The following is a 26,466-nucleotide window of genomic DNA, read 5'->3' as shown; positions in this document are numbered from 1 at the left end:
CCATTGCGTCATGAAAATATTCCATAAATATATTTTTCCCGGATTGTATGGACTGCTGGTCTACTTTACCATCCGCCTGCTGGTAGACAGCTGGTCGGGCAACGAATTCTGGCGCCGCCCGGCCGCTACCAACATCATCGAAATCAGCTGCAGCATCCTGATGGGATACCTGTGCCTGTGGGCCTATAACCGTCTGTTCAGCCGGTTTGATAAACAATATGCGCCCAGCTTCTCCTACCGCCGCGTTTTCCGGGAACTGCTGTATGTATTCCTGGTGAATACGCTGATACAAAACACCCTGATGGTACCCATGGCGGCCGTGACGGATAACGGGCTGCAGGTGTTCGACGTCATCGATATCAATATCGTCACACTGCTGTATTCCTTTATCTATTATGGCATCAAGCGCAGCAACACCTTCCTGCAGGCATATATCAGCAATCAGCTGCAGCTGGAGAAAATAACGAACGATCAGCTGCAGACAGAACTGAAATTTCTCAAAGCCCAGTACCATCCGCATTTTCTGTTCAACGCCCTCAACACCATCTACTTCCAGATGGACACTGATGTAAGGGGGGCGAAAAAGACGGTGGAAAAATTTTCGGAGCTGCTGCGCTACCAGCTGTATGACCAGCAGCAGATGGTCAGTATCCGCAGTGAAATCAATTACCTGCAGCATTTTATAGACCTGCAGCAGGTGCGGTCTTCCGCCAGGTTGCAACTGCAGGTAGACATTGACAAGAGCTTCAACGGGGAGCAGGTATATCCGCTGCTTTTTCTGCCGCTGGTAGAAAATGCCTTTAAATATGCAGGCGGCAAATTCCGTATCAGCATACAAATGAAAAAGCAGGATGACAGTATTTATTTCTGCGTGGAAAACTCCATGCCGGTTCCGTTTGCGGCCCTGCGGGAAGGCGGCATCGGACTGGAGAACCTGCAAAGAAGACTGGCATTGTTATATCCTGGCAAACACGTGTTCACAACTGGTATACAGGAAGACACCTTCTGTGCTGCATTAAAACTTACGCTATCATGAAAGAGAAAAGGATCATACGCTGTGTTATAACCGATGATGAACCGCTGGCCGGCCAAGGCCTGCTGGGATATGCGAAACAGACGGGTTTTCTGGATGTGGTGGCTGTCTGCGAAGACGCTCTGCAACTCAATACTGTGCTGAAAGAACAACCGGTAGACCTCCTGTTTCTCGATATAGAAATGCCTTATATCAGCGGTATAGAATTTCTGAAAAACTTTCCGAATCCGCCCAGGGTAATATTCACCACGGCATATGAACGTTATGCCCTGCAAGGGTTTGAGCTGGATGTGCTGGACTATCTGGTTAAGCCGATTCCATTTGAACGTTTTTTAAAGGCAGCGAACAAGGCCTATGATTTCTTCTCTGCCCAGGAGGTTGATGCAGCACAGTTCTGCTTTATCAGAACCGGTAATAAACTGGAAAAGGTTTTATTCCAGGATATTCTTTTTGCAGAGGCACTGGAAAACTATGTAGCCATTTATACGGCAGACAGGAAAATCGTAACGCATGCCACGCTGAAGTCGGTGCAGGAGATGTTACCCTCCCGCATATTTGTACAGCCGCATAAGTCTTACCTGGTCAGCATTCCACATGTCAGCGCCATAGAAGGCAACATCCTTCATGTAGGAAAATACGAGATTCCGGTGAGTAAATATCAGAAGGAAGAAGTACTGGAAAAGATTGTCAGCAACAGGGTGCTGAAGAAATAATTACGTAAATTAGAAGATGATTCACCATTGCTGCAACTGTGCAGCAGTGGATGTTTGCCCAAATTCCAAATCGTTACTTCCGATGATGAAATCACCTCTGTTAACAGCGCTGCTGACGCTTGGTATCAGCATCACCTATGCGCAATCCACCATTCTGCACTGTGGCGCACTTATTGACGGCATCAGCAATACGGCGAGGAAAAAAGTGTCGGTCATCATCTCCGGAAATAAAATCAGTGAGATAAAAGATGGCTTTGTAAATGGTTCTCCGCAGGACCAGATTATTGACCTGAGCCGGCAGACCGTTACCCCTGGCTGGATGGATATGCATGTGCATATGGTCAGCGAGATGAGCAAAAGCTCCTATGCAGACGAGTTCACCAAAAACCCCGCAGATTACGCCTTTCAAAGTGTAGGCTATGCCGAACGTACCCTGATGGCCGGCTTCACTACTGTCCGTGACCTGGGAAGTACTGACGGCGTGAACATTTCCCTTCGCAATGCTATTAACAAAGGGCTGGTAAAAGGTCCGCGGGTATTCACTGCCGGCACGCCCATTTCCGCCACCGGCGGACATGGAGATCCGACCAACAGTTTCCGCAAAGACCTCATGGGCGACCCCGGTACCAAACAGGGAGTTACCAACAGTGTGGATGAATGCCGTAAAGCTGTACGGCAGGCCTATAAATACGGCTCTGACCTGATTAAAGTAACGGCTACCGGCGGTGTACTGAGTCCGGCGAAAGATGGCAGCGCCCCGCAGTTTACAGAAGAAGAGCTGAAAACGATCGTGGAAACCGCGAAAGACTATGGTTTTCGTGTAGCCGCGCACGCACATGGGACCGAGGGTATCAAACGCGCTATCCGTGCTGGCGTTACCTCCATTGAACATGGCACCTATATGGATGACCAGTGTATATCGCTCGCTAAAAAATATGGCACCTGGTATGTGCCTACCATCACCGCCGGGCGCTCTGTAGCTGATTCCGCCAGGATCCCCGGCTTCTTTCCGGCTATTGTGCAACCCAAGGCAGAAACCATTGGCCCTAAAATACAGGGTACCTTTGCCAGAGCATATAAGGCGGGCGTCAGAATAGCCTTCGGCACCGATGCCTCCGTATATGCGCACGGTAAAAACTGGATAGAATTTACCTACATGGTAGAAGCAGGCATGCCTCCTATGGAGGCCATCAAATCCGCCACCATTCACGCTGCCGACCTCCTCGGCATGAAAGACAAACTGGGCAGCATCACCGCCGGCAAACTGGCAGACATCGTAGCCGTAGACGGCGATCCGCTGCAGGATATCCAGGTAACCAGCAAAGTGAGCTTTGTGATGAAAGACGGAGTTGTGTATAAGAATGTGACGGGTAAGTAGGGGAATTACGAATTGCGAATTACGAATTGCGAATTACGAATGATGAGCGAAGACCGGTTTATTTTTTTATTTAGTTATTTGAGATTTATATAAAAGCGAAGAACTGAGCGGTTTTTTAAAGTACAATCGCTCAGTTCTTCGCTTTTATATAAATCTCAAATAACTAAATAAAAAAATAAACCGGTCTTCGCTCATCATTCGTAATTCGTAATTCGCAATTCGTAATTTCACTAACTTACACCAAACTACTTTTATGGCTGCAAACGAAAACCTGGAGCAGATTGCACAACGATGGCTGGACGCTTTTAATCAACGTAACCTGGAGCAGCTCCTTTCGCTGTATCATGAAAATGCGGAGCATTACAGTCCCAAGCTGAAGCTGCGGCTTCCTGCTACCAACGGACTGGTTACCGGAAAGCCTGCCCTGCGCAGCTGGTGGCAGGACGCCTTTGACCGGCTGCCTACCCTTCATTATAAAATCAATACCCTGACAGCTAACGGACAGCGGGTATTCATGGAGTATACCCGGCAGGTTTCGGGGGAGGCGGACATGCTGGTGGCTGAAGTGCTGGAGATCCGCGACGGCAGCATCATAGCGTCGAGAGTATATCACGGATAGGCGACCGTTGTTCGCAATTATCCCCTTATTTGTCGCAACGTACCATTTTACCGGTATCTCTATCGCCCTACCTTTATGAAAGTAAATTACTATTCATGAAGCAACAGATTACATGCTTCCTGTTCATCATCCTAACAACAGCAGCCATGTCACAAAACAAAGGAAATTATGCGCCGGTCAACGGTCTGAAAATGTATTATGAAATATATGGCAAGGGCGCTCCGCTGGTACTGATACACGGCGGAGGTTCCACCATCGATGTTACCTGGGGCAGAATTATTCCGCAGCTGGCGCAGCATCATCAGGTAATAGCAGTGGAAATGCAGGCGCATGGCCGTACCGCAGATATTGACCGGCCCTTCAGCTTTGAACAGGATGCCGATGATATTGCCGCCCTGCTCCAATACCTGCATATACCTAAAGCTGATATATTCGGCTTCAGTAATGGCGGGCAGACCACCCTGCAGGTAGCTATCCGCCATCCCGAAGTGGTCAACAGGATAATTGTAGCCTCCGCCTTCTACAAAAAGGCCGGCGCCTACCCCTGGCTATGGGACTTTCTCGCCAAAGGCTCCTTCGAAGGTATGCCTCAGCCCCTGAAAGATGCGTTCCTGAAAGTAAATCCCAGCCAGGAAGCCCTTCGCGCCAGCCATGACCGCGACCTGCACCGGATGCAGCATTTCCAGGACATGAAAGAAACCGATATCAAAAACATCAAAGCTCCCACCCTGATCCTTTGCGGCGATCATGATGTTATCACCCCCGAACATGCCGTGGAAATGTTCCGCCAGATACCCGGCTCCCGCCTCATGATACTTCCCGGCGGCCACGGTGAATACCTCGGTGAATTACTTACTCTCTCTCCTGCGCATAAAGGAGATTTTGCGGTAGTGCCATTGGTGGAAAGCTTTTTAAATTAATTACGAATTGCGAATTACGAATTACGAATGTAAAGGCGAAGATCAAAACGAAGATTATCAGGGATAATTATTAAATATCATCATTAATCTTCGTTTTGATTTTCGTTTTGATCTTCGCCTTTACATTCGTAATTCGCAATTCGTAATTCGCAATTAATTCCCCCTCATATTTCCGTTTTGCGTAAAAACATTTCCCGAATAGCGTATAATGGCAGCCTGCGGTTTTATTGCTTTGCAGTAACCAAATCACTGTCTGCACTACTATGCGCTTCATTATAACGGCCTTGCTGGCTTTCTTCCTGACAAATTCCTATGCACAGACTATCATAAAAGGACAGGTAACTGATCCGGAAGGCAACCTGGTACCCGGCGCCAGTGTGATGCTGACGAATGGTAGAACAGAGATTACCAGCGATAAGGGCGAATTCATTTTTACAGATCTCACTCCGGGAAAGTATACGCTTCATTTCTCCTTTATTGGCTATGAGCCGGCGGTGCGCACCTTGCATGTAAAAGCAGGGGAAACCCGTGTGTTGCAGGTAGCCCTGGCGTCTTCCGCGGAGCAGTTGCAACATGTCGAAATCATCGGCAGAAAAGAAACAGGATATAAAAATACCAATTCATTTATAGGCACTAAAACGGCTACGGCACTCAAGGATGTGCCGCAGTCCATCAGTTATGTAACCAAAGAGCTGATGCAGGACCAGCAGGCGCTGCGTGTGGGCGAAGTAGTAAAAAACATGAGTGGTGTCAGTCAGTATACCACTTATGATGATTTTATGATCCGAGGTTTCCGTACCCAGAACAACGGCCAGGTGCAGCTGCTGAACGGGCTGCGTACCATCACCGGCTTCTGGAAACAGCCGCTGACCAACTACCTGGAGCGGGTGGAGGTCATCAAAGGGCCGGCATCAGCGCTGTTCGGCAACAGCTCTCCCGGCGGTATCATTAACAGGGTCACCAAAAAGCCGCTGACCGAAAAAAGGCAAAGTCTCAGTTTCAGCACCGGCAGCTTTAATACCTTCAGGGGATTTGCAGATTTCACCGGCCCGATGAATGAGTCCCGCTCTCTGCTGTACCGTCTGAACCTGGGGTATGAAAATGCCCAGAGCTTCCGGGACCTGCAGTTTGATAAGAACTTTATTATCGCTCCGTCGTTTTCCTTTCTTCCCGGAGCGCATACGCGTGTAAACCTGGATGTGGTGTATAACCGCAGTATGAGCCGCCTGGACCGCGGGCAGGCCGTTTACGGCAACAATGATATTTATTCCGTGCCTGTTTCCAAAAGTCTGAATGCCGCGAACGACTACCTGAATGAAGACAATATCATGATTACTACTTCTTTCAGTCATCAGTTCAACAAACATATACAGTTTAACTTCGCCTATCTGAAAACCATATGGGATGAAGATCTGCTGGAACACCGCACAGCCAACGGCTATGCGAAAGACAGCGCCGGCAGGGAACTGAGCACGCTGGTGGAAATGCAGGTGCTGATACGCAAGCGTAAAGTATTTTCCGATAACGTATCTGCCTATTTCAATTTCGATGTCAGCACCGGTGCGATAGCACATAAGATAGTAGCCGGCTTCGATTATGCACAGAACAAAATGCCCTGGGGTGCAGCGCAATCCGTTGCCAACGGCTACCGCAACAATACCAATACCGGCGCGGGAGCCTATAATAAAGATATGCCCGGCAGGTTCCTCTATGAAACCGTGAATGGCATCAAGCGGCCGGTACCTAATGTGCCGCACTTTGACCTTACCTCAGAAAGCCCTTACCAGCTTTTTGATATGAGCAAATACTTTTACAGCAAAAGCAACTACGACGCTACCTTCTATAACACACAGGGCATTTATGTGCAGGACCAGCTGACGCTTGGCCGCTTCCAGGCTTTGCTGGGACTGCGTTACGACCGTTACACTGATTTTCTGAATTACACCAAAAAGGCAGAACAACATGTATCCCAGGATGTATTGCTGCCGAGAATCGGGTTGGTATATACGCTGAACAGGCATATCAATCTTTATGGTACGTATACCGAAGGATACAATCCGCAGACAGCTTCCATCATTAACAATCCTAATGCCGGCGGGCCTTTCAGTCCATTGCAGAGTAACCTCGTGGAAGCGGGCGCTAAAAGTGACTGGTTTGGAGATCGTTTATCCGTGACCGTATCCGCGTATCGTATTCAGCTGAAAAATGTGCTGTACAAATCCGGCGATGCCGGCAATCCCGATCTGATGCGGCAGGTAGGCCGGGTGGAATCCAAAGGCGCCGAGGTAGATGTTAAAGGACAGGTTACGCCCCACTGGTTTATTACCGCCGCCTATGCCTATAACGAATCAGCCATTGCCGAAAGCCCGGTAGCTAAAGAGATCGGGCGGCAGAGCCCCGGTGCGCCTAAGCACCAGGGCAGCATCTGGACCAAATACAGCATCGGCAGCGGCAAGCTCAAAGGGCTGGGCATTGGCGCCGGCAGCAACTTCGTGACCGAACGGAATGTAGACGGCAATGATGTACAGACACTGCCGGCCTATCAGGTAGTCAATGCCGCATTGTATTACAGGATAGATAAGTTCCAGCTGCAATTCAACCTGAACAATATTCTCAACAAAACCTACTGGGTGGGCGGTTACGATTACCTCCGGCTGTTTCCCGGAGCGCCGCGCAACTGGATGTCTTCCGTATCCTACATGTTCTGATAACGGATTTTATGAAAAGGGTATTTAAAAAGATAACCGGACAACTGCATTTATGGCTGGGACTTGGTTCCGGCCTGGTTGTTTTTGTGGTGGCGCTTACCGGCGCGCTGCTGGTATTTGAAAAAGAGCTGGATGAAACGTTCCGGCGGGATACCTATTTTGTAAGCTATAAGTCCGGACAGCAACGGCTGCCGTTGGACAGTATCATCCGCAGGGCGAAAGCTGCGCTGCCCGGCGGACAGCTGCGCCGGATGGAAGTGGAAACGAACGCTCCCGGCCATACGATTTTATGCCGGGTAGTGCAAAAAGGAGAATTTTACCAGATAGCCTTACATCCCTATACCGGCCAGATAGTATATACCGGTGCAGAAGACAGGCAGTTTTTCCGGGTGGTGCTGCAGCTGCATCGTACCCTGCTGGCAGGTGAAGCCGGCAAGGCCGTCACCGGTGCCTGCTGCCTGATCTTCCTTTCGCTGGTGCTGACAGGGCTGGTATTATGGTGGCCTAAAAAATGGAAAGGGCTGAAACAGCGCCTGCAGATCAAACGGGGCGGCAATATAAAACGGTTTACCTGGGACCTGCATGCAGTAGGTGGCTTTTATATACATGTGGTGATTTTCATTATCGCGGTGACGGGGCTTACCTGGAGTTACAAATGGTTCAACAACGGGATTTTTCTGTTGTTTGACGGCAAGCCCCCCGTCGCCAATAAAGCGCCGGCAGATGTGAGGATGTTGCCCAACGGGGAACACTATTATGAAGATATTTTTGCCGGAGCCAACCGGCGGTTGGCATATCCGGGGACCGTCAGCATACAGTTTCCGGAGAAAGACAGTATATCCGTCACCGTTAGCAAGATAAATGCTGCTGCCTCCATACCCAATGTGGTGGACATGCTGTATTTCGAAAAAGGCAGCGGCCGGTTGTTATCCACGCGGCTGTATAAAGATCAGAGCCGTGGTATGAAGGTCCGCAGGCTGATTTATCCGGTGCATACCGGCAGTATCTACGGCTGGCCTACTAAAATACTGGCGCTGTGCAGCAGCCTCTTTGCTGCCACCCTGCCCGTTACCGGATTCCTGATGTGGCGTAACCGCCGGAAAAAACCGGGCAGAAAGAAAGCTACAGCTTCCGGGCGCCGCGACCCGGTAAAAAAGCAGTCCCAAAGCCCGGCCATAGCCACTTCCGGCAGATATACGCAGGAAGAGGCATAATTTCTTTAATTTCAGGCGGTGAAAACCGCTGCATATGCATGATAATGAAACCTCCCGGCTGGCACGACTAACGGCAATACTGACGCACTTACAAACCAAACGACTGATAACAGCCACTGAGCTGGCCGCAAAATTCGGCGTCAGCGTAAGAACCATCTATCGCGATATACGGTCGCTGGAGCAGTCCGGTGTTCCCGTGCTGACAGAAGAAGGCAAAGGCTACATGCTGATGGAAGGCTACCGGATACCGCCGGTAACATTCAGCGAAAGTGAAGCCAATGCCCTGATTACCGCAGAACAGCTGGTGATAAAAAACAGGGATGCTTCCTTTGTAAAGGAATACAGTGCCGCCGTTGAAAAAATAAAAGCGGTATTAAGATATACTACCCGTGAAAATGCCGACCTCCTCTCCGGCCGTGTGGCCTTCGCGCAGAACGCCGGGTACGACCGAACCAGCAACTACCTGTCATCCCTGCAGCTGGCCCTGACGAATTTCAATCTTATTCATATCATGTATCAGTCTACCGAAAACAGCAAGCCAACCGAGCGGATAGCAGAGCCTTTTGCGCTGCTCAGTACCCAGGAGAACTGGCTGCTGGTAGCCTGGTGCCGCCTGAGAAAGGACTACCGCCACTTCCGGCTGGACAGAATCCAACAGTTACAGGTGCTCAGCGATAAATTTGAACCGCATAAAATCAGCCTGCAGGAATATTTTAAATATTCAGAAAAAAATTCCACCCACCCCTGACATAGGGCTGTCAAACTGCCATTCTACCTTTGAAGTAAACAAAGATTATTCACTTTTAAAATACTTCAGATTATGGCAAACACACAGACTTTACGCGGATTTACAACGATGACCAGTTTTGTCGCCGATCATAAAGGGGCCATTGAATGGTATACTGCATTATTTGGTATGCCTCCCTACTTCAACAAGCCAGGGTATGCAGAATTCCGTGTCGGGGATTACCAGCATGAATTTGGTTTGATAGATGCACAATACGGCCCTCCCGGCATCACCGGCGGCACACCTGCCGCCAGCACCCTGTACTGGCATGTAGACGATATTGATGCTGCACTTGAAAAGTTGCTGGCTATGGGCGCCACTGCCTGGGAGCCTGTTACAAAACGCGGCGAAGGATTCATTACCGCCTCCGTCATTTGTCCTTACGGCATCGTGATCGGACTGATGTATAATCAGCACTATCTTTCAGTACTGGATGCTATTAAGCAGCAGTAAGCTGTTTTAATGATGAATTAAGAATTATGAATTATGAGTTGGTGAGAAGATCTAAGCGAATGATAAAACACCTTCATTCGCTTAGATCTTCTCACCAACTCATAATTCATAATTCTTAATTCATCATTAAAAGTTTTATTATATTCATTCCTGCATCCATCTCCAGCCTTAATATACCTAAGCCGTTATAAAATCACGCAAATGGAGCATACTATGTTGCAACTAACACATGTAAAAAAATTTTACGGCGGGCAGGTAGTGCTGGATATTCCGGATCTGCAGCTGACCAACGGGCTTTACTGGGTAAAGGGGGCCAATGGATCCGGGAAGTCTACTTTTCTGAAGATGATTTCCGGGCAGATTCCTTTTGAGGGAGATATTCTTTTCCGGGGTATCAGTATAAAGCGGCAGCCGCAGGATTATCGCCGTCAGATAGGGTGGGCAGAGGCGGAGCCATTATTTCCTCCTTTTATGACAGGTATGGATCTTATCCTGTTACATGAACATATCCGGAAGGCAGATAAAGCCGCCACCCGTTTGCTGATGGAGCAGCTGCAGCTGCATAGCTTCGTGAAAGGCGCCATTGGCAGCTATTCTGCGGGCATGACAAAAAGGTTATCCCTGGCGCTGGCATTGATTGGCCAGCCTTCGCTGGTAGTGCTGGATGAGCCGGTGACTACACTGGATGCACATTCCTTTACAGCAGTATCAGACATCATACTGGAACAGCAGCAGCGGGGCGTTACTTTCCTGATGAGTTCCCACCAGGATCTGGATACCCGCATTTCGCAATCACAACAGGTACTCACCGTTGTCAACAAAAGCGTATTCAACTGATGAACCAGCCTGCACGCATCTTCTTCCGCGCCTTTGTCAAGCCCTTCTACCAGGAGAACGGCGGCATTCTCGTATTTATCTTTACCATGATGTTCTTTATTGTCAGCCAGCAATCGGGCGCCGGGTTATATGAATATCATCTTTTTCTGGTGATTGGTATGCTGAAAAGTCCGGCTATACTGATAGTGGTATTTTTACTATGGCTGTTGTATACCCGGAAACTTTCCGTTTTTGTTACAGCGCAGCTGCGGCGGCAGGAGTATGCATTTCTGCATATCATCCGGCATCTCAGCAGCAGACAGCAGTTCAGCCTGTTTTTCTTCACGGTTCTGTGGCTGCAGCTGCCGGTGTGGCTGTATACCGTTTTTATTGTTATTACCGGATGGCAATATCATTATTTCACAGCGCTGATAATCGTACTGGCGTACCTGTTAGTACTCTGTGCCGGCACAGCATGGCTGCAGGCATACCGGCTGAATCATCCGGAAAGCAGGTTGCTGACGGCTTTCCGGAACAGGGCGTGGATGTCGTCATCTACCTATACAGGAATATTGCTGCGCTTTGTTTTTTCCCGGCAGATGACCACGTGGATGGGTATCCAGCTGTTTACCTGTATACTGCTATATTGTATTGCTGTAAATAATCCGTTATCTGATTTTGATGCACCTGCCGTTTTTATTGTTTTTATGCTGGGCATACTGGGTAACGGGGTACTGGTATATCGTATCCGGGAGTTTGAGGAGACGTATGCCCGCTTCTACCGGAGTATGCCTGCCGGATGGTGGCAAAGGGCAGGACAGTATGCAGGAGCTTATTTGCTGCTACTGCTTCCGGTACTGCTTACACTGGGTATACTGACACCTGCGCATATTCCCCTGAAGGCAGCCCTGCATTTTGCCTTATGTGGCTACAGCACCCTGCTGCTGATGCATGGTATACTGCTGTGGCAGCCATATAACGGGAAAGCCTATACGGTCATTTTGTTCCTGTTGTTTTGTCTGCAGTATGCATTCCTGATGGTATCCGGGCTGACAATATTGTCTGTATTATGTTTTGCAGGAAGCCTGCTGTTGCAGCGCTATGCGTATTATCATTACGAACGAAGTATGTAAATTTCTGATTTTGAGATTTTGAGATTTGAAATGCAGCGGAGAACTGAGCTGATACGAATGATTTAACTGCTCAGTTCTTCACTGTATTTCAAATCTCAAAATCCCAAAATCCGTAAATTCGAAAATCCCAATTCCATTTATATGAAAAAGATCATTCTTCTCCTGCTATCCTTCAGCCCATTATTATTACCGGCGCAGGATAGCATTCCTTCATTTGTCCGGGACAGCCTGGACACCTATGTTTCCCGGGGCCTGACCGAGTGGCAGATACCTGGTGCAGCCGTATGTATTATCAAAAACGGGAAGGTGATAGTCATGAAAGGTTATGGTGTGAAAGAGATGAATACCGGTGATAAGGTAGATGAACATACCGTATTCATGATTGGCTCAAATACCAAGGCTTTTACCGGTACCACGCTGGCGATGCTGCAGGCAGATAAAAAGCTGTCGCTGGATGACAAGGTACAGCGGTGGCTGCCTGATTTTAAGCTGTATGATCCGTGGGTCGCCAGAGAAGCCACCATCCGCGACCTGCTGTGTCACCGGCTGGGCTTTGAAACCTTCCAGGGAGATTTCATGTACTTCGATTCAGATCTTACCAAAGCGGAGGTGCGGCAGAAGCTCGCCCAGGTGAAGCCGGCACACAGCTTCCGCAGTCAGTGGGGATATACCAACGCTGCCTTTCTCACTGCCGGAGAAATTATTCCGAAAGCCAGCGGCAAAAGCTGGGAAGCATTTCTGAAAGAAAGGATATTTGAGCCACTGCAGATGAACAGTACCATCGCGCTGACCAGTGGGATAAACAGCGTAGCCAACAAAGCTGCCGCGCATACCGTATTTCAGGGAGTACTGCAGAAAATACCCTATGGTCAGATAGACAACCTGGCTCCTGCCGGCAGCATCTGCTCTTCCACGGAAGACCTGAGCAAATGGGTAATGATGCTGCTGCAAAACGGCAAAGCAGGAGATAAACAGGTAGTAGCCGAAGAAGCCATCGCAGAAACGAGGCTGCCCCATTCTATCCTGGGTAATGGCGGTCATCCGTACAACCGCGCGCACTTCGCGCTCTATGGCCTCGGCTGGATGCTGGAGGAATACAGTGGCAGGGAAATTATCTCGCACACCGGCGGTGTAAACGGCTTCGTTACCAGCATCACCCTGCTGCCCGAAGAACAGCTGGGCATTATCGTACTCACCAACACTGACAGCAACGGGTTCTACGAAGCCCTGCGCGACGAAATCCGCGATGCCTGGCTGGGTTTACCTTACCGCAATTACAGTCATATTTTCGGGGAGTACTACCGTCACCGCGACATGCAGGCAGCGAACAAGCTGCAGACCATCCGTAAGAGAACAGCCGCGCAGCCCCCTACACCGTTACCACTGCAGGCATTTACCGGCGTATACCGTCATCCTGTGTACGGCCAGATGAATATCACCCTGGAAAACGGAGCACTGGTCATGCATTTCTCCCATCACAAAAAACTGCTGGGCAGGCTGGAACATGCCGGTAACAATGAATTCCTATGTACTTACAATATTCCTATGTATGGCATACAGCTGTTACCTTATACGGTAGCCAAGGGCAAAGTGAGTTCGCTTACGGTGAAGGTGGATGGCTTTGTAGAGGGGACGCCGTATCAGTTTGTTAAATTGTAAAGCCAGTAATTAGAGACTATCTCATCAATTTTGTAAAAGGATACTACAGCCTTCATCTTATTTTTAACACAGTTGATGGGATAGTGTAACAATGGGACTGGACGCGAAAGTATCATTTTGCATCTCTCTCCCATTTAAACAATTCATTAAATGAAACTGTGTCTATCTTAATACTATGAGATTTTATTACTACTCTAGTACCATAAATATATTTAGTATCCAAAGATGACATTTGAGCCTTTTCTTCTGCCCTTATTTTTGCTGTATCCCAATTTTCAATCAGACTTAACACATGTTGCGAATATTTTCGCTTTAGGTATCGAAAAGGATAATAACCAAAGCCTTCACACGATTATGAGCACCATGATTATTTTCTTATTCTATCTGGTTTACAGTCACAAATCACTCAAATAATATAACATTGGATTAACCTCTTGCTACACAGATAATAATTGTTTTTTCTTGAATAGGCTATTCAAAATTGTTTATTTCTTTTCCTTCAAGAATTTTCCATTAAGTTCAAATTTTTGTTTATTCATAATGATATAATTTTCAATAGAAACATCTGTCAATACTGTAAGTTGTAGCCTGGCTTTCTTTTCCTCGACAGCAATCCATTTTGATGAGATTCCATTTTCAAAAAGAACCTTCACTCTATTTATGATTCCAAGTGAGCCATTACACCTCCCTATTGACGGAAGACACTTAAGACTATCATTATTAACTAATACAAATGCACTTGTCAGCAGTTCATGTTTTATATTCCTAACAACTGCAATATCAAAACTGTCGATAGAACTACTTTCATTTTCATAAGATATTTCTACCGGAATATTATTTCTTTTATATGTACTTTCCAGTGTTAATAAATTATCGACCAGCTTCCATTTGCCTTCACTTATTCCATGATAAGCAAAGGTATTTATACTATAGAAATAAGTTTTATTTTTATTAAGTATCAAACTAATTATACCATAGCTATCATTTGCTTCATAAGTAAATTTCCGAAAGACCCCATTTATTTTATCCTTTGCGGTTAGACTACGCTTTTCAAGTGTCTGACATTTTCCTTGGTCTGAAAGTGCCACCAAAATTATCAGTAAAAAAAAGGCTCTCATACTTTGTCTATTTTTTATTAAGTAATTGTCCTGTAAACAACTCTGGAACGCCATTAATTTTTTGACTGCTGGCATTAATAACGTTTATTGCTTCCATCACCGTTATATTTACATTATTTTTAAATCCAAGCACAAAAGATATGCGAGTATTAGGATTATACTTTGTATAGGTTGCAGAAGAAGTATTTGTTGTGAGCTGTTCATCACGCCCCATCAATGAGGCATATTGTTTATTTGTCCCCATTGTTTTCTTAAACCAATTCAAGTCATAATCGCCTTTGGCTACTGAATTGGATGCACTTCTAACCTAAATGGCTATCCAGTTTACTCATCAGCATCTTTTCAATTCCCGCTTCTGAATCCAGGCCAGGAAATTGTTTAGTTGATCGGCCGTTTTAAACTGCTTCAGAAAGTCGTCTGATAAAAAATCTTCTGTCTTCATAAAACTGTATATGCTTTAAAATTAAAAAATCGGAGTGAAACCCCGATTTTTAGAATTTACACAATTTTTGAGATAGTGTCCAATACGTTGATTCATTGCCTACTCAAATGGGTTATCATTTACCAGAAAAGGATTAAAACCATGCGGAATTTGAGAAATAATAGGTCTTAGCCCATTCCATACTGATTGATCCCATCGATAAGCATCATACACCTTTTTATTCTTATAATATATCTCAACACGGGGGATAGTACCCATTGGCTTTTTAATTGTTGAATCAATGTTAAGCTTGCTCAAAATATGAATTAAACCTTTTATTGAATCGACTCTAAATATATTACTACTCACTGAAGAATCTATTCTCAGTGGTTCGGTATAATAAGAACCTATTCCTTTGACTACATAACCAAATCCATCCTTATGCAGGAAAATGGAATAGAATCGTTGCCCAAGCCTTACATCGGTATGAATATCATATTCTCTCTGTGTTATTTTCGCCGCCCCACATGATACTATACCTTGAAGCAAACCAACTAATATTATTATATTCTTCATAACTCTTTATTTGCGTATAACATTGGCTTTATTAATTAATTGGCGTATCAGCCTCAGTTCCTGCTTTCTTATTTCCATACCTTTTGATACAATTTCAACCTGTTTAGTTTTCGAATTATACCGCAATTTATCATTAGATTTGTCCTGCACAACTTCCTGATAAAAATAAATTAACAATTCCTCATAAAGCACTCGTGCCTCCAAGATTTTCTATAAAAGACCATTATCCAGTTTAATGCTTTCACTAAGCACACTGTCCAAGTCCTTCGAATAAACAGAGACTTGAATACTCATTCTGAACTCAGCGGCCAGACTAACCAAATCTCTTGGCATAAATATAGACTGCAATAATTGACCATTTGAACTTTCAATGCCAAAATCCAGATTTATGTGATCGATTCCCCCTGTTGTTTTGATATTCATAAGCTGATTACGGTGTTTTCTTAAATACTTAATTGTATCTTTTACCTGCGCATTTAAATCACCGTAATCTGCTTTACTTGTCTCTATTGTAAGATAAGAATAAGGCAATTTTTCTCCATCAGGTCTTAACGAAGAACGTGGCTCCCCTTTAATCATTTTCTTTAATACCCGTAATCTGGTGACATTTAGAAACTGCGGGATATCAAAATCTTTTCCAGCTATCATTAAAATACAAGGCATAAAATCAGAAACATTCAGGGTAAGGTATGATTTGTCATATTTTTATGCCGACAAAACTATTGTTTATATTTCAGCCTGGTTCTATTTTATATAGTAAAATTGTCTTGCACTATCAAACAAAATAAAAACAGGGGCAACGGAAATTCATTCCCGTTGCCCCTGTTCATTTTATACATTTCCGGGTCTACAAATGCAGATCCCTTGCACCTTTCACTTCGGTGGATATTTCTCCCAGCATAGTTCCGGCATTACAATTCTGACCGGTATATACTTTTACGAAGTCGATGGCATTCAGGTTTACGGACTGGCCACTGCCATTCACTGCCCAGGCGATATCAAAAGTGTTGTAGCCCAGTGTCGGGTACTCGCTGGAGTAGCTGTCTGAATACCCCCAGGCAAATGCCAGGTTGGTGATGATAGCGCCAGGTTGCAGCGTATTCACCAGTTTGGTGCCTGTAAAGGAAACAGAGTCCTGATTCGGGGCGGTGGCCGGGTAATAATTGTTGGCGGTGTGGTAGGTGTTGGCTACTACATAACCGGAAGCGCCCTGGTTATCTTTCCACAATACGCTGGTACCAGCGGCATGCGGGTTATAATAGGTGATGCGGTAGTTTTTAATGGTGCCCGCAGCGTTATACTGGCTGCCTGCCAGCTCGTACCAGGCATCGTCCGGCTGACCGTTACCATTAACATCCTTGCTCACCATTACGACGCCGGGCTCAGACCACTGATACGTGGGGCCCAACGGATTGCCGTAGATGCCCAGGTCTGCGCCGGTGCCATTCACTACGGAATGATCGAAGCCAAAGATGATGTAACCGCCGAAACCACCCAGCGACACCATATTGCTGGTGCTGCCGATAAGCGCCTGTGCAGCTGCCGGGGAGCCCAGTGCTGTTTCATTGATGAACTGACCGGCAGCGGGCTGATAAGCATAAATTTTACTGATCAGCGGACTGCTAACTAACGTTGCCGCACGTACGGAGGCATCGCCTGCCAGGCTGGCTGCCAGCCCTTTGCCGGCAGGTATGGAATTATCAACAAGGTTTTCCTTGCTACAGGCGGCAAACAGTACGGTACCGGCCAATGCGATGAATGTCAGATAGGATTTTCGCATGATGTATTGTTTTGAGGATAAAAAAATCAATAGAATACAGGGAGTGCAGGGAAATAATATCCCTGGTAGTTGACGGTCTGTTTTAATGTTCCGGACACGGCATCATAGAACAGCCACCTGTTATCATTGCTGCTGCCCCACTCGTCGGTAAGGGTGAGCACTATCAGCTCCCGGGTTCTTTCGTTAAACCTCACTACGGACCCGTAGAAGTATTGTCCGGCCGGCAACGTGATAAACGGCGATGTTACGGAGGCGGCATTTCCTGGCGTATAGCGGTACAGTTTAGTGCCGCTGTATTCGATGGTGCCGTCAATACCGGCTGTCTCCTTTCTTTCTGCGATATACACTTCATTGCCGGAAGCACTGGCAGTGATGCTGCCGGAACGCCATGACCACAGCGCCCAGGGGTTAGTGACTTTAAACGGCAGTTTCACTTCGCTTACTGCCAGTGAGGCGTCGATCCTTACCAGGGCAGAGTCTCCGGCTGTCCATACAGCTCCGTCTTTGGTACGGGTGAAACCCATGGTGCCTTTGGGATATTTTTTGACGATGCTGTAATCGCTCTTCTTCAGGATAACAACACCCTCTTTTTTGGTGAGTACAAACACATATTCTTCTGTCACGAGCATATCTCCTGCTGCGCCGTCGATGCCGGCTACTTTAGCGCCCAGGGAAGGCCCAGTCAGGTTCACCCGGTATACGCCGTCTACTGCGCTGAGCAGGCCCCGGTTCTCGTCTACACCGGCAAATGCATACCCTTCGTTCTGCGGCAGCTGATCTATCCTGCCGGTTTCTTTCATGGTATAGGCATCGGCTACTACCAGCGGTCCGCCTACTTTTACGGCCAGGTACATCTTGCCTTTCCAGATGGTAGCAAACTGCAGGGTGGATGTTACCGGTCCCAGGCTCTTACCGGGGTTCTCCGTCTGAAAAACATTATAGGCTATCCTGTTGCTGTCATAGCTGTAATAAAACACATCACCGTTGGCGACGCCATACTGCGCCTCCTGCACCACCCAGAAACCATTTTCATACTTACCCCACACCTTCACTTCATACACGGCGGAGTCGGTCGCGGCCTGATTGCTGGCGGAGAATACAATGCGGTAATCTCCGTGCTCTCTGGCAGTGAAGGTAAATACTGCCTCCCTGCTTACCGGTGTTCCATTTACCTTCCACGTATATGCGGCGTTCGACGGATTGATCACCGACGGCCGGAAAGTAACGGCGGCACCTATTTTCAGGGTATCCCGCGTACTGCCGGTAATGATACCCGGCCCCGGATCTACTTCATCTTTCTGGCAGGAAGCCAGGAAAGCCATTACTATACCTGCCGTCAGCAAGGCTTTTGTAAATTTCATTTTCATGTAATGATATTTATGAGAGATGTATGATTTTATTCTCCAGGTAACACTTACGGGCACAGCATCTCCGGCCGTTGCACACAGTTGTCTTACAGCATTTACATCAGACAAAAAAAATTCCTGCACGGAGTTATCTCCATGAAAAAATCCTGTTCAGGGCATACAGCACACAGCAAACAATAGCGGGCATACAAGCGCTTAACACTGATACACGTACTATGGAATAAAACTGATCACCGGGCACACCGGCATTCCTTCACTCATTACTTTTCACCCGAAAGCACTGAACGTTTGAGCGCAACTGGCAGGTCTTCTGGCTTCCTTCTTTCCGGGGGCCTTCCCGTCCGGGTCAGGACAGTGGCAGGGAGCATTCCGGAAAAAGATCTTACTGATCTGAAGGTCACAGCTACGGGGATAGCTCCGGTATCACACCGGATTCCCTTTTAATACAACGGCAATAGCCGCCGCAACCAAATGCGGAGCAAAACTACGAATTATTTGAGATTTTATTATTTGGTTATTTGAGATTTGGTTATTTAAAATGCAGCGGAGACAAAAGCGAATACTTTCGCAACAATCTCCGCTGCATTTTAAATAACCAAATCTCAAATAATAAAATAATAAAATAAAAACTGCCGACAGATGGAGTTTCTGCCGGCAGCGCCTTTTCAACTAAAGATAAATAAACGGTGTCAGATCTTTATAGTGATGATGTCTTTTCCGTTCCAGGCGGAGCGGTAAATTTCTTTTCGTTTGTTCGTTACTGTTATGAGGAATGATTTCCCCTGACGTTTAACGGAGATGTCCAGGTCTGACTGGAAGGCGCGGATATGACGCAGGGCCATATGGTTCCAGCGGGCAGGCAGCCGGGGGCACATGGTGAATTGCCGCAGGCCGGTGGGAACAATGCCAAAGAGCCCTTCCGTTACGGTACGGCAATAGAGGGCGCTTTCGGCGGACAAATGCCGCTGATTCCCTTCCGGCCACGCTTCTACCGGATACGGCACATGTTCTCCCAGTAAGCGCTGACGCGTATAGTAAGCAAAGGCTGATAATGCCGTATCGGTTGCACCGGCGAAGAACATGCCCCGCAACGCATACAAGGTGGAACGATCCCAGAAGGTATGATCTCCGGCGGCAGTGAGCACGCCGTTGGGGCTCCACAGCGCCGGTGAAAGCAACGCCTGTATAGTAGCATCCCTGCGGGTGAAGATGCCCATCGATAAAGGCAGGCATATCCAGGAACGCAGGATGGTGTTTTCTTCATAATAACGGTAAGTGTCGAATCCCTGCACCTGGTGACCGAAATAGCGCTCTATGGCATCGGCCAGTACGCGGGCCGACTGCTCCCAGGCGGCGGCAGTATCTTTATGCCCCAGCGCGGCAGCAAGACAAGCAGCGCTTTCATATGCCCCGTAAGCCAGCGAATTGGTGGACAGGTTTGCCTTCCCTGCCGGGAAACGGCCTTCCAGTTCATCGGAGTCGGAGGTGATGATACCATCCGGACGGCGCTTCCCCTCCAGGTACCGGAGGCACCACTGTATCAACGGATACAGCTGTTGCGCTACGGCCGTATCGCCGGAGGCAAGGGCATACCGCGCAGCGCCATAGGCAATCATCGCCTGGTCCCCACGGTCACCGGCGCCGTTCCAGATCCCCGCCCCTTCTGCTATAATGGAACTGGGAATAGGCTTATAGCGGTCATTCATATACGTAGCAAACAACCGGAAGCTGTTGGTGGCAGACTCATTGCCGGCGGCATCTCCCAGGAAAGGGAAAAACGGATTGGCATACTCTGCCTGATCATTGGCCCATATGGCAGCGTAATAAGCGCCTCCACCCGGACCATGCATCAATCCGCCCCTCGTATCGTAAATGCTCTCCGCCGCTCGTATCTTTGCAAAGGAGAAGCCCTCATTCAGTGTATCATCAGGCGTTTCCAGCACCAGGTTCTCCTGCAGCGACTGCACAAACATACGGCGGCGCTGCAGCTCATAGGCGGCTGAATAATAGGCCGATGGAGCAGATACTACTCTTGCGCCGTACATATATGCTACCTCCAGCTTCTCTCCCGGCTGCAAACGGAAAGTACCCGCCCTGCTGCCGGTGGCCGTAATGAGGTAAACGCCGTATACTCCTTTCTCAGCAGCGGTATACCGCTCCACAGACAGGCTGTCCAGCTGCAACGTGCACACACTGCTGCCCCTGTTCTCAAACTGCCGCCATTGAATAAATACCGGCTTGTCTACCGATGGATACAGTATATCCTTTACCGTTATATCGCTGTTGCTGCGCGAAGTTATCTGCAAAACGCCATCCAGCTCCACCGCTACAGGATACAGCTGCAGCGGCACACCGCCGGCGGCAGCGGCAGGTATTGCCGTACTGTCGAACGTCGTGCGCAGGCTTGCATGGGTGTTGTTCGGAATGGTGCGCAACATGGGAAACACCAGCTGCTTATGTAATACCAGCAAGCCCTTATCATCGGCGCCATAGGTGATAATGCCTGAAAGCTGACGGCCGCTCATCTCTATATGATCCCGGTGCGCCGGCCCCGGCTGCACCTTCCAGCGGATAGTACGCTCCGGCGTCAGCTGCCAGCGGAGTGATTGCGCCATCCCGGTGCTGCAGACAACCGCCAATACCGTCAGCGCTGATATAATTTTTCTCATTACACTACTTTTCTGCTTAAAATAATAAAAAATAACCCGGTGTAGAAACACCAGGTCTGATCACTTTCAATAATCGATGTTTTGAACCAATAAACTATTCTTGTTCATCTCTTCTTTCGGAATCGGGAAGAGGTAATTATTGAGGTTAAACTTGCGGTCCTGTAATGTCGGATAGGCATAGGTAAAGGAACCATCCGGCTGTTTGGTGATACTCACCCTTTTCAGGGGCTTGTTATCAGTTATCTCTGCAATCTTCCAGCGACGTACGTCGAAGAAGCGGTGGCCTTCAAAACACAGCTCTATCTGTCTTTCATGGTAGATAAGCTCTTTCAGCGCCTCTCCGGAAGCGGCTACCGCCGGTTGCTGCACGCTGCTGCGGCTGCGGATGAGATTGAGATATTCCAGTGCGGCAGCTTCATCTCCTGCTTCCAGGCTGGCTTCTGCATAGTTCAGGTATATCTCTGCCAGCCGGAAGATAATCCAGTTCTGGCTGCTGCCGCTCTCTATGCGGTTGTTGTTTTCATCGGCATACTTGCGCCAGTTGTAACCAGTCAGGCTTGCATTCCAGTTGTCCACCGGACTTTGCGGGCTATCCATACCTCCTGTGAAATACTCCACGGTGCGGCCTTTGAAAGGAGCGCCGTTGTACAGGATGCTGGCATAGAAACGCGGATCGCGGTTATCATAGGGATGCTGCGGATCATATCCTGAGCCGGACGCTGTAATCATCTTACCGCTTTTCATTTCAAAGGCATCTACCATATTCTGGGAGGGCACATAGGCAGAATAGCCATGAGAGCCATTCGGATAAATGTAGAGATCAATAATGTTATCTGCATAGGTAGCATTCATACCGAATGATAAAATTGATTCGGGTGTTCTCTTATCCAGGAATATCTGTTTGTAATCTGCGCGCTGATCCAGCTGATAGTATCCCTCTTTGCCCAGATCTATTACCGCTTTGGCGGCCTCGGCAGCTTGCTTCCACTTCGTGATATCATGGGTGGGATTATGCAGCTTGCTGGCAGCATACAGGAGCAATCTGGATTTCAGTGCCAGCACTGCGCCTTTGGTAGCACGGCCGGTGCTGGCGGCATCGTACTTAAACGGCAGCAAAGCGTATGCATCTTCCAGATCCTTTAATACAAACTGCAGGCATTCTTCATAAGTGTTACGCGCTACCAGGAAGTTATTATCAGAGATGGAATATGATTTTGTAATCAGCGGAACCCCGCCATAGCGGCACATCAGATCGAAGTAACACCAGGCGCGGATGAATTTCATCTCTCCGTTCAGGCGGTTCTTCCAGGCCTCATCTCCGGTAACCTTATCAATCCGCTCAAAGAAAATATTACAGCTGCGGATATAGGCATAATCATCTGTCCAGTTATCCAGCCCGGTATAGTCCGGCGTGATCTGCCCCAGGTTGAAACGGAATTCATTTTCATAATTCCAGTGATCATATCCTTCGTCAGAAGCGCCGGAAAGACCGGTAGTGCTGGCTTTGGTAGAAGCGTCGATAAAGTGTGGCAATATCCAGTAGCGGGCATTCACATAGGCTTCAACAAGGCGGAGGTCAGACCACATCACTTCGTCGGAATAGCTCATCGGAGGCTGTTTGTCCAGTATATCCTTGTTGCAGGAGGAAAACCCCATCCACACGCAAAAGCCGCCCACCAGGCATTTATATATTGTGCTGTTCATACATTTCATTTTTGTCGGATGATTATAAAGAGATGCTGACGCCGGCGTTAAAAATTCTCGTCTGCGGATAATAGTTACCGGTTACGTTATTGAGTTCCGGGTCATATTTTTTCACCGGGCTGAACACCAGCAGGTTAAATCCGTTGGCATATACCTTCAGGTGCTGGAGCTTCAGCTGCTGCAGGAATGCAGGTGTGAAGGTATAGGACAGCTCCACTGTTTTCAGGCGAAGGAACGCGGCGTTTCGGATCCAGAAATCAGACTGGCGGTTGTTCACGTAGCTGTCGCGGTCAAATGCGGCCGGCATGGAAGCATTGGGATTGGAAGGCGTCCATCTGTCTTCATACATCCACAACGGCGGGGTGATAGAGCCGCCATGCTGTGAGGGCAGTATCACCATTTTAGCGCCCAGCTGGCCCTGCCAGAGTACATTCAGTCCCCAGCCCTTATAGTTTACGCCCATGGTTATACCGAAGATGCTGGTAGGGGTCGTGCTTTCGTATATGCGTACCTGATCGTCGGAGGTAATCTTTTTATCGCCGTTCACATCGATGTAGCGGATGTCGCCGGGCTGTGTACCTGCCGGATGTATGGAGTTATCTATTTCCTGCTGGTTATGGTAGATGCCAGCTGTTTTGTACACCAGCCAGGAGCCCATCGGGTGGCCCTGTACACGTTGCCATTCAGGGATATTGGCTGCTTCGTCATTGAATACCACCTTATTTTTCGCAAAGGTGTAATTCACGCCGAGATTGTAGTTCAGATGACGGTTCACCTGGTAACGGTGCGTTGCCTCGATTTCAAATCCGTGGTTGTCTACAATACCGATATTTTCCGGCGGCAGGCTTCCGTTCAGTCCTGTAGTAGCAGGTACAGAAGCGTTACGGGCCACCAGGATGTTGGAACGGCGGGAAGTAAAATACTCTGCATTCAGTGTCAGCAGGCCGTTCCACCAGGCTGATTCGATCCCGATATTTTTTGTTTCTGCTACCTCCCAGGTAATATTGGCATTGGGAGATACGCCGGCAGAGAGGCCGGGCACGCGTTGCGGGTCATTACCAAAATACACGCCGTTATCTCTGTTGTATTGCAGGATGTACTGATAGGGATTGATTTTATCATTTCCCATTTTACCCCAGGAGGCTTTCAGCTTCAGCTGATTGGCGGCAGGTACGGCATCCCTGAAGAATGGTTCTTCTGAAATGCGCCATCCTACGGTGATACCGGGGAAAGTTCCCCATCTTTTATTTTTGGGGAAGTTGAAAGATCCGTCATGACGCAGGATCAGTTCTGCCAGATACCTGTTATCGTAGCCGTAGCTTACGCGGCCGAAGAGGTTCTGCCGGGCTACCTGTGCGGCATTGCCACTGTTGTCTTTATCCTTATCGGCGCCCAGCGAGATCTGATCTACCTGGTCGCTGAGGAAATCCTTACGCATGGCTGTAATACCCTCATCGTATCCTTCACTCTGTTCATACGCTACAAAGCCGCTGATATCATGTACGCCGAATTTTCTTTCATAGGCTACTTTCAGCTGATAGGTTTTGTTGCGGTAGTTTCTGAAGCCCTGATCCAGCCGCATCGGCCCTTCCGTGCTACGCACGTTATCATACTGTTTTGTATTGGGATTATAGCGGAAGGCGTCCCAGTTGCTCTGGAACCTCTTTTCCTGGTGGAACTGGAAGTCAAAGGCCGCCAGACCGCTTACGGACAGACCCTTTGTTACATCGGGCAGTTTCAGGTCGAAAGACAGGTTGGATTGCAGAAAGTAATCTTTCACTTTATTGTAGCCGGTCTTGCCCGTCGCCATCAGCACCGGGTTGCGGCCGCCGGCGAGGCCGGGGCCAGGCAATCCGTTAGGGTAGTAATCGGGCAACGTAGGATAAGCAGATAGTGTTTCGCCGAAAATAGTTCCGCTCCCGTAGTTGGAATACGCCCTGTCTTCCAGGCGGCCGGAAACGTCTACGGCTACACGCAAATCACGGGTAATGGAAGCGCCTACGTTGGAACGCAGGTTATATTGCCGGTAGTTGGTGGCAGACTTCCGATAGATACCATCCTGGTAGAGATATTCACCGGAGATGAAATAATCGGTTTTATCGCTGCCGCCGTTAACGGACAAGGCGTGCCTGGTCTGCGGAGACAAATTTTTCAGCACAGCCTTGTACCAGTCAGTATTGGGATGCCCCAGCGGGTCGCTGCCATCATAATATTTCCTGATATCTTCATCAGAATACAGCAGCGGCTTGTTGGCGCGGGCAAATTTTTCATTCATGTAGGTAGCGTATTGTCCGGCATTCAGCAGTTTGGTGATGTTGGTAGGCTGAGACAGGCCATAGCTGCCGTTATAATTGATAACAGGCTTTCCGGGCTTTCCTCTTTTGGTGGTTACGAGGATAACGCCGTTTGCTGCCTGCGCGCCATAAATGGCGGCTGATGCGTCTTTCAGCACGGTGATGCTTTCCACATCGTCCGGGTTAAGCCGTTCAAAGGCGCCCCGGTTGGCGATACCATCGATGACAATCAGCGGGCTGTTATCGTTCAGGGTACCTTTACCACGAATGAGAATCGTGGAGTAATCGTTACCGGGTTCACCGCTGCGGTTGTTTGCGAAAACGCCGGTAACACGGCCTGCCAGGGCGTTGGATAAGTTAGGCGACGGGCTTTGTTTCAGCTCTGTACCTTTTACGGTGCTGACAGCCCCGGTTACATTCACCTGTTTTTTAGTGCCGTAACCGATTACTACCACGTTGTTCAGTGAAGAAACGGAGGGTTGCATCACTATGTTGATAGTGCTGCGACCCTGCACGGCTTCTTCCTGTCTTACATAACCCACAAAAGAAAAGACGAGCACGGCAGCATTGCCGGGAAGTTTAAGTGTATAATGTCCGGCCTCATTGGTTTGTGTGCCAATGGCGCTGTTCTTTATGCCGATGGTTACACCGGCAAGCGTTTTACCTTCCGTATCCCTGACAGTACCGCTGACCGATGCTTCCTGTGCAGGAGCAGCGGTGGGTCTGGCAGGAAAAATTACGACGGTATTACCGTTAATACGGTATCCCATGGTAGTGCCCCTGAATGCTTCCTCCAGAATTTCCGGTACGGTAGCATCTTTCAGGTTCACGGTAATAGAGGGAGCATTGTGTACATCTTCATCATTGTACAGAAACTGGTAATGGCTTTTCTGCTGAATGATGCGGAACAGACTGGCAATTTTGGCATCTTTCAGTGAAACAGTTAATTTGATTTCATTCACAGCAGTGGCATACGCGTGGAGAGTGCCTGTCAGCAGCAACAGCAGCAGCAGTTGCGCGGCACGTGGAATCAGGGCCAGCAGGGGTCTGTCTCCCGGCTGGCAGCCGGAGCTTACATTTTTTTTCATACTTTTGATTAGCATT

General features: G+C 48.2%; 21 protein-coding genes and 1 riboswitch. Of the genes, 12 read left to right on the top strand and 9 right to left on the bottom strand.

The window, feature by feature from the left end:
• The first annotated feature begins 10 nt into the window (after positions 1-10).
• The 12 genes from GWG06_RS20080 to GWG06_RS20025 all read left to right on the top strand — a co-directional run bounded on the left by GWG06_RS20080 (position 11) and on the right by GWG06_RS20025 (position 13,433).
• A complete protein-coding gene (locus tag GWG06_RS20080) occupies positions 11-1,036 on the top strand; it encodes a sensor histidine kinase (protein WP_160715481.1) in 1,026 nt (341 codons plus the stop codon).
• Positions 1,033-1,746 carry a LytR/AlgR family response regulator transcription factor gene (locus GWG06_RS20075; RefSeq protein WP_160715479.1) on the top strand — a complete coding sequence of 238 codons (714 nt, stop codon included), beginning with the start codon at positions 1,033-1,035 and terminating at the stop codon, positions 1,744-1,746. The genes GWG06_RS20080 and GWG06_RS20075 overlap by 4 nt, the downstream gene beginning before the upstream one ends.
• A gap of 82 nt (positions 1,747-1,828) precedes the next feature.
• Positions 1,829-3,124 (top strand): metal-dependent hydrolase family protein, encoded by a 1,296-nt coding sequence (locus GWG06_RS20070; RefSeq protein WP_235938436.1) that lies wholly within the window; start codon positions 1,829-1,831, stop codon positions 3,122-3,124.
• A gap of 253 nt (positions 3,125-3,377) precedes the next feature.
• Positions 3,378-3,743 carry a nuclear transport factor 2 family protein gene (locus GWG06_RS20065; protein ID WP_160715477.1) on the top strand — a complete coding sequence of 122 codons (366 nt, stop codon included), beginning with the start codon at positions 3,378-3,380 and terminating at the stop codon, positions 3,741-3,743.
• Between the two features lie 95 nt (positions 3,744-3,838).
• The gene (locus tag GWG06_RS20060; RefSeq protein WP_127044257.1) at positions 3,839-4,663 is read left to right on the top strand and encodes an alpha/beta fold hydrolase; all 825 of its coding nucleotides are present in this window, start codon (positions 3,839-3,841) and stop codon (positions 4,661-4,663) included.
• 263 nt (positions 4,664-4,926) lie between these two features.
• Positions 4,927-7,371 carry a TonB-dependent receptor gene (locus GWG06_RS20055; protein WP_160715475.1) on the top strand — a complete coding sequence of 815 codons (2,445 nt, stop codon included), beginning with the start codon at positions 4,927-4,929 and terminating at the stop codon, positions 7,369-7,371.
• Between the two features lie 11 nt (positions 7,372-7,382).
• Positions 7,383-8,585, top strand: a complete 1,203-nt coding sequence (locus GWG06_RS20050) for a PepSY-associated TM helix domain-containing protein (protein ID WP_160715473.1) — start codon at positions 7,383-7,385, stop codon at positions 8,583-8,585.
• Positions 8,586-8,619: 34 nt separating this feature from the next.
• Positions 8,620-9,333 carry a helix-turn-helix transcriptional regulator gene (locus GWG06_RS20045; protein WP_127044254.1) on the top strand — a complete coding sequence of 238 codons (714 nt, stop codon included), beginning with the start codon at positions 8,620-8,622 and terminating at the stop codon, positions 9,331-9,333.
• Between the two features lie 72 nt (positions 9,334-9,405).
• Positions 9,406-9,825, top strand: a complete 420-nt coding sequence (locus tag GWG06_RS20040; protein ID WP_160715471.1) for a VOC family protein — start codon at positions 9,406-9,408, stop codon at positions 9,823-9,825.
• Positions 9,826-10,038: 213 nt separating this feature from the next.
• Positions 10,039-10,662, top strand: a complete 624-nt coding sequence (locus GWG06_RS20035) for an ABC transporter ATP-binding protein (RefSeq protein WP_160715469.1) — start codon at positions 10,039-10,041, stop codon at positions 10,660-10,662.
• Complete coding sequence (locus GWG06_RS20030) at positions 10,662-11,774, top strand: hypothetical protein (RefSeq protein ID WP_160715467.1); 1,113 nt, start codon at positions 10,662-10,664, stop codon at positions 11,772-11,774. Before GWG06_RS20035 ends, GWG06_RS20030 begins: the two co-directional genes overlap by 1 nt.
• Before the next feature lie 141 nt (positions 11,775-11,915).
• Positions 11,916-13,433: a serine hydrolase gene (locus GWG06_RS20025; protein ID WP_160715465.1), complete on the top strand. Its 1,518-nt coding sequence runs from the start codon at positions 11,916-11,918 to the stop codon at positions 13,431-13,433.
• A 485-nt stretch (positions 13,434-13,918) separates the two neighbouring features.
• Here GWG06_RS20025 and GWG06_RS20020 read toward each other — a convergent pair whose 3' ends face one another.
• The 9 genes from GWG06_RS20020 to GWG06_RS19980 all read right to left on the bottom strand — a co-directional run bounded on the left by GWG06_RS20020 (position 13,919) and on the right by GWG06_RS19980 (position 26,450).
• On the bottom strand, positions 13,919-14,551 hold the full coding sequence (locus GWG06_RS20020) for a hypothetical protein (RefSeq protein WP_160715463.1): 633 nt from the start codon (positions 14,549-14,551) through the stop codon (positions 13,919-13,921).
• A 7-nt stretch (positions 14,552-14,558) separates the two neighbouring features.
• Complete coding sequence (locus GWG06_RS20015) at positions 14,559-14,795, bottom strand: hypothetical protein (RefSeq protein ID WP_160715461.1); 237 nt, start codon at positions 14,793-14,795, stop codon at positions 14,559-14,561.
• A 297-nt stretch (positions 14,796-15,092) separates the two neighbouring features.
• Positions 15,093-15,548 (bottom strand): hypothetical protein, encoded by a 456-nt coding sequence (locus GWG06_RS20010; protein WP_160715459.1) that lies wholly within the window; start codon positions 15,546-15,548, stop codon positions 15,093-15,095.
• A gap of 210 nt (positions 15,549-15,758) precedes the next feature.
• On the bottom strand, positions 15,759-16,211 hold the full coding sequence (locus tag GWG06_RS20005) for a hypothetical protein (protein WP_160715457.1): 453 nt from the start codon (positions 16,209-16,211) through the stop codon (positions 15,759-15,761).
• A gap of 184 nt (positions 16,212-16,395) precedes the next feature.
• Positions 16,396-17,328 (bottom strand): PKD domain-containing protein, encoded by a 933-nt coding sequence (locus GWG06_RS20000; RefSeq protein ID WP_160715455.1) that lies wholly within the window; start codon positions 17,326-17,328, stop codon positions 16,396-16,398.
• Positions 17,329-17,354: 26 nt separating this feature from the next.
• Positions 17,355-18,695, bottom strand: coding sequence for a DUF5074 domain-containing protein (locus GWG06_RS19995; protein ID WP_160715453.1), 1,341 nt, complete (start codon positions 18,693-18,695; stop codon positions 17,355-17,357).
• A gap of 283 nt (positions 18,696-18,978) precedes the next feature.
• Positions 18,979-19,182, bottom strand: a riboswitch (cobalamin riboswitch).
• Between the two features lie 202 nt (positions 19,183-19,384).
• Positions 19,385-21,364, bottom strand: a complete 1,980-nt coding sequence (locus tag GWG06_RS19990) for a glucosidase family protein (protein WP_160715451.1) — start codon at positions 21,362-21,364, stop codon at positions 19,385-19,387.
• Between the two features lie 66 nt (positions 21,365-21,430).
• On the bottom strand, positions 21,431-23,068 hold the full coding sequence (locus GWG06_RS19985; protein WP_160715449.1) for a RagB/SusD family nutrient uptake outer membrane protein: 1,638 nt from the start codon (positions 23,066-23,068) through the stop codon (positions 21,431-21,433).
• A 22-nt stretch (positions 23,069-23,090) separates the two neighbouring features.
• Complete coding sequence (locus GWG06_RS19980) at positions 23,091-26,450, bottom strand: TonB-dependent receptor (RefSeq protein WP_160715447.1); 3,360 nt, start codon at positions 26,448-26,450, stop codon at positions 23,091-23,093.
• Positions 26,451-26,466 lie beyond the last annotated feature (16 nt).

It is taken from the genome of Chitinophaga solisilvae, assembly GCF_009928525.1.
Taxonomy (GTDB): domain Bacteria; phylum Bacteroidota; class Bacteroidia; order Chitinophagales; family Chitinophagaceae; genus Chitinophaga; species Chitinophaga solisilvae.
The sequence above is the reverse complement of the archived record's forward strand: the minus strand, read 5'-3'. Positions and strand labels throughout refer to the sequence as shown.